Origin of the sequence: Actinoallomurus acaciae (assembly GCF_042429965.1) — a bacterium.
Classification (GTDB): Bacteria; Actinomycetota; Actinomycetes; order Streptosporangiales; family Streptosporangiaceae; genus Actinoallomurus; species Actinoallomurus acaciae.
The window spans coordinates 1-4,293 of the sequence record NZ_JBHLZP010000628.1 but is presented as its reverse complement, the minus strand read 5'-3'; the positions used below and the strand labels follow the sequence as shown (position 1 = coordinate 4,293).

The following is a 4,293-nucleotide window of genomic DNA, read 5'->3' as shown; positions in this document are numbered from 1 at the left end:
GTGGCGCCGCGACCAAGCCGCCGCCCCGGCGCAGGCCGCCGCGTCCCGCGTCTCCGCCGCCACGGCGTCCCGCGAAGCCGCGCGGCGTGATGATCCGGCGTGACCCGGTCAAGCGTCTCAACGTCGGCCTGCTCCTCGTCGCGTTCGTGCTGTCGCTGTTCGCCGGCCGCCTCGTCCAGCTCCAGGGCATCGAGTCCAAGGGCTACGCCGAGGCCGCGGTGCGTCAGCGGCTCAACCGCGTCGACCTGCCCGCCGTCCGCGGGCCGATCAGCTTCGCCGGCGGCCAGCCGCTCGCGATGACCGTCGACGCGCGGGTGATCTACGCCGACCCGGTGATGGTCGAGGCCGGCCAGCGTCAGCGGATCGCCTCCACGCTGGCGTCGATGTTCGGGCTCGACCAGGCCGGCCTGCTCAAGAAGCTAACCCCCTCCTCGAAGACGAACCGCTACGTGGAGCTGGTCCACCACGTCGAGCCGGACCGGGCCCGCATGGTCACCGAGATGGACTTCAAGGGCATCGGCTCGCTGCAGGAGTACCGCCGCGTCTACCCGGGCGGCGACCTCGCCGCCAACGTCGGCGGTTTCGTCAACAGCGACGGCGACGGGGGCGCGGGCCTGGAGTCGAGCATGAACACCATGCTCAAGGGCAAGAGCGGCTGGCAGAAGGTCGAGCTCAGCGAGACCGGCCAGCGCATTCCCATGGGCGAGGACGAGATGAGCAAGCCGACGCCGGGCAAGGGCCTGCGGCTGACCCTCGACCGCGACATCCAGTGGAAGGCCCAGGACGCGATCGCCAAGCAGGTCAAGGCCACCGGCGCGCAGAGCGGCAGCGTCATCGTCATGGACCCGCGCAACGCACAGATTCTCGCCATGGCCACCGCGCCCACCTTCGACCCGGCGACCTACTACAAGGCCCGCCCGGCCGACCTGGGCGACCGGGTGGTCCAGGAGGGCTTCGAGCCGGGCAGCACCAGCAAGGTCATCACGGCCGCGGCGGCGATGGAGGCGGGCGGCGTCACGCCGCAGACCCCGTTCACCGTGCCCGGCAGCCTGACCCGCTACGACCGCACCTTCCACGACTCGGAGTCCCACGGCACCGAGCACCTCACCTTCGGCGGCGTGCTCGCCAAGTCGAGCAACATCGGCACGATCCTGGCCAGTGAGCGCGTCACGGCGACGCAGCTGTACCAGTACATGCGGGCGTTCGGCTACGGCGAGAAGACCGGGGTGGGCCTGCCCGGTGAGAGCCCGGGCATCCTCAAGCCGGTCGACCAGTGGTCGGGCACCGACCGCTACGCCATCGCGTTCGGCCAGTCGGTGTCGGTCAACGCCCTGCAGACCGCCAGCGTCTACGCCACGATCGCCAACGGCGGCGTGCGCGTGACGCCGAACCTCATCGTCGGCACGACCGATGACAAGGGCACCCTCACGCCGGCGGCCCGCCCGTCCTCACGACGGGTGATCAAGCAGTCCACGGCGAGTGAGCTGACCCGGATGCTCGAGGGCGTCACGACCAAGGACGGCACCGCGCCCGAGGCGCAGATCCCCGGGTACCGGGTGGCGGGCAAGACCGGCACTGCGCAGAAGGTCAACCCCGGCTGCGGCTGCTACACCGGGGGAGGCTACACCTCGACGTTCGTGGGCTTCGCGCCCGCCGAGAACCCGCAGCTCGTGGTCGAGGTCGTGCTGCAGAAACCGCAGAAGGGATACTACGGAGGGCAGGTCGCGGCGCCCGTTTTCAAGGACGTCATGAGCTTCGCACTGCAGAGCCGCCGGATTCCGCCGACCGGCAGCAGGTCTCCGAAGATCCGAATCTACGCAGACCACCGGTGACCGGCGGTACTCTCTCCGCCGTGTCCAACAGACCCGATCCCATGCGTCCCAAGTCCGTGCCCGCCCGTTCGCTGTCCGGGCTCGTGTCCCTGCTCGGCCTGAGCGAGCAGGGACAGCCGGTACGGGGGATGGTCACCGGGGTGACACACGACTCCAGGAAGGTCCTCAAGGGCGACCTGTACGCCGCGCTGCCCGGCAGTCGTTTCCACGGCGCCGTCTTCGCCGAGCAGGCCGCCGCCGCCGGGGCCACCGGCGTCCTCACCGACCACGAGGGCCGGATCCGCGCCGAGCGCGCCGGGATCCCCGTGCTCGTCGTCGACGACCCGCGCGCGGTGCTCGGTGAGGTGGCCTCCTGGGTGTACGGGCGGCCGGTGCGCGACGTGGCCCTGCTGGGCGTCACGGGCACGAGCGGCAAGTCCACCACGACGTTCCTGCTGGAGGCGGGCCTGCGCGCGGCGGGACACGAGACGGGCCTGATCGGCGGCATCGAGATCAAGGTCGCCGGCGAGGTCCTTCCGAGCACGCTGACCACGCCGGAGGCCACCGACCTGCACGCGATGCTCGCGCTCATGCGCGAGCGCGGGGTGACGGCGGCGGCCATGGAGGTCTCCAGCCACGCGCTCGACTTCGGCCGTGTCGGCGGGGCCTTCTACGAGGTCGCCCTCTTCACGAACCTGTCCCAGGAACACCTCGACCACCACGGCACCATGGAGGCGTACTTCGCCGTCAAGGCACGGCTGTTCACCCCCGAACTCAGCCGTCTCGGCGTGGTCAACGTCGACGACGACTGGGGCCGCCGCCTCACGCACATCGCCAAGGTCCCGGTGACGACGTTCTCCGCCGACGGCGACCCCGGCGCCGACTGGCGCGCCGCCGACGTGCGCCTCGAGCCGTACGGCAGCACCTTCCGGGTGGTCGGGCCGGGCGGTGTCGAGGCCGACGCGCGGGTGCCGCTGCCGGGCCCGTTCAATGTCGCCAACGCCCTGGGCGCGATCGTGGCGCTCGTGGAGGCCGGCATCCCGCTGCAGACGGCGGTACACGGCATCGGAGCCCTCAAGGGCGTCCCCGGCCGCCTGGAGCCGGTGGACGAGGGACAGGACTTCACCGCACTGGTCGACTACGCGCACAAGCCGGGCGCGGTCGAGGCCGTGCTCGGCACCCTCCGTCCGCTGACCAAGGGCACGCTCACCATCGTGCTCGGCTGCGGCGGCGACCGTGACAAGGGAAAACGCAAGGTCATGGGAGAGATCGCGGCCCGCAGGGCCGACGCGGTGGTGTTCACCAACGACAACCCCCGCACCGAAGACCCCTGGGCGATACTCAACGCTATGGTCGGGGGAGTACTCACCGTGCCGGAGAACGAACGGGCGCACATCGTCGTGGAGCCCGACCGGGCGGCGGCGATCGCACTGGCGGTCGGCCGTGCCCGGCGGAGCGACGTGGTGCTCGTCGCGGGCAAAGGTCACGAACAGGGGCAGTACATCGCCGGTGAGGTCTTCCCGTTCGACGACCGCGAGGTCGTACGGCGGGCGCTGCGCGAGCGCCGTACGGGGGCACTCGGCGATGTCGCGAACACCTCGGCCGCAGCGGCCGACGACGAGGAGCAGTCTTGATCCCACTCTCGCTCGCGCGGATCGCGGAGATCACCCGCGGCAAGCTGGACGGGGCGTCCCCGGAGGCCGTCGTCACCGGACCGGTCGTCATCGACTCGCGCAAGGCCGAGCCCGGCGCGCTGTTCGCGGCGCTGCGCGGCGAGCGCCTCGACGGCTACGACTTCGCCGGCCAGGCGGTGGCGGCGGGCGCCGTGGCGGTGCTCGCCGAGCGCGAGGTCGGCGCGCCGGCCGTGATCGTGGATGACGTCCTGAACGCGATGGGCGCGCTCGCCCGCGCGGTCGTCGCCCGGCTGCCGGAGGTCACCGTGGCCGGCCTGACCGGCTCGGCGGGCAAGACCTCCACCAAGGACCTCCTCGCCCACCTCGCGTCGCGGCTGGGCCCGACCATCGCGCCGCCCGGGTCGTTCAACAACGAGATCGGCCATCCGCTCACCGTCCTGCGGGCCACGGAGGACACCCGTTACCTCGTCCTGGAGATGGGTGCGCGCGGCCTCGGGCACATCAGGCGTCTCGCCGGCATCGCGCCCCCCGACATCGGCATCGTCCTCAACGTCGGCAGCGCGCACATCGGCGAGTTCGGCAGCCGTGAGGTCGTCGCCAAGGCCAAGGGCGAGCTGGTCGAGGCGCTGTCGGCGGAGGGCACCGCGATCCTCAACGCCGACGACCCGCTCGTACGCACGATGGCCGCCCGTACCCCGGCGCGGATCGTGACGTTCGGCCGGGCGCCGGACGCGACCGTGCGCGCGGTCGACGAGTCGCTCGACGAGGCGGGCCGGTCCCGGTTCACGCTGGTCACGCCCGAGGGCTCGGCCGCCGTGCGGCTGCGCCTGCACGGCGCGCACGCGGTC

3 protein-coding genes are annotated in these 4,293 nt (G+C 72.0%); all 3 read left to right on the top strand.

What is annotated here, in order from left to right:
* Positions 1 to 89 precede the first annotated feature (89 nt).
* Entirely contained in the window at positions 90 to 1,832 is a 1,743-nt protein-coding gene (locus tag ACFFNX_RS43695) for a peptidoglycan D,D-transpeptidase FtsI family protein (protein ID WP_378212142.1), read from the top strand.
* A gap of 41 nt (positions 1,833 to 1,873) precedes the next feature.
* Positions 1,874 to 3,445, top strand: coding sequence for a UDP-N-acetylmuramoyl-L-alanyl-D-glutamate--2,6-diaminopimelate ligase (locus ACFFNX_RS43690; protein WP_378212141.1), 1,572 nt, complete (start codon positions 1,874 to 1,876; stop codon positions 3,443 to 3,445).
* The coding region (locus ACFFNX_RS43685) for a UDP-N-acetylmuramoyl-tripeptide--D-alanyl-D-alanine ligase (RefSeq protein ID WP_378212140.1) at positions 3,442 to 4,293 on the top strand (852 nt) is incomplete at its 3' end. The genes ACFFNX_RS43690 and ACFFNX_RS43685, both read left to right, overlap by 4 nt.

What these genes read in the sequence shown, in the direction of transcription:
- ACFFNX_RS43690 (WP_378212141.1), top strand. Translation starts at nt 1,874, where the DNA reads ATGCGTCCCAAGTCCGTGCCCGCCCGTTCGCTGTCCGGGCTCGTGTCC.
- ACFFNX_RS43695 (WP_378212142.1), top strand. Translation starts at nt 90, where the DNA reads ATGATCCGGCGTGACCCGGTCAAGCGTCTCAACGTCGGCCTGCTCCTC.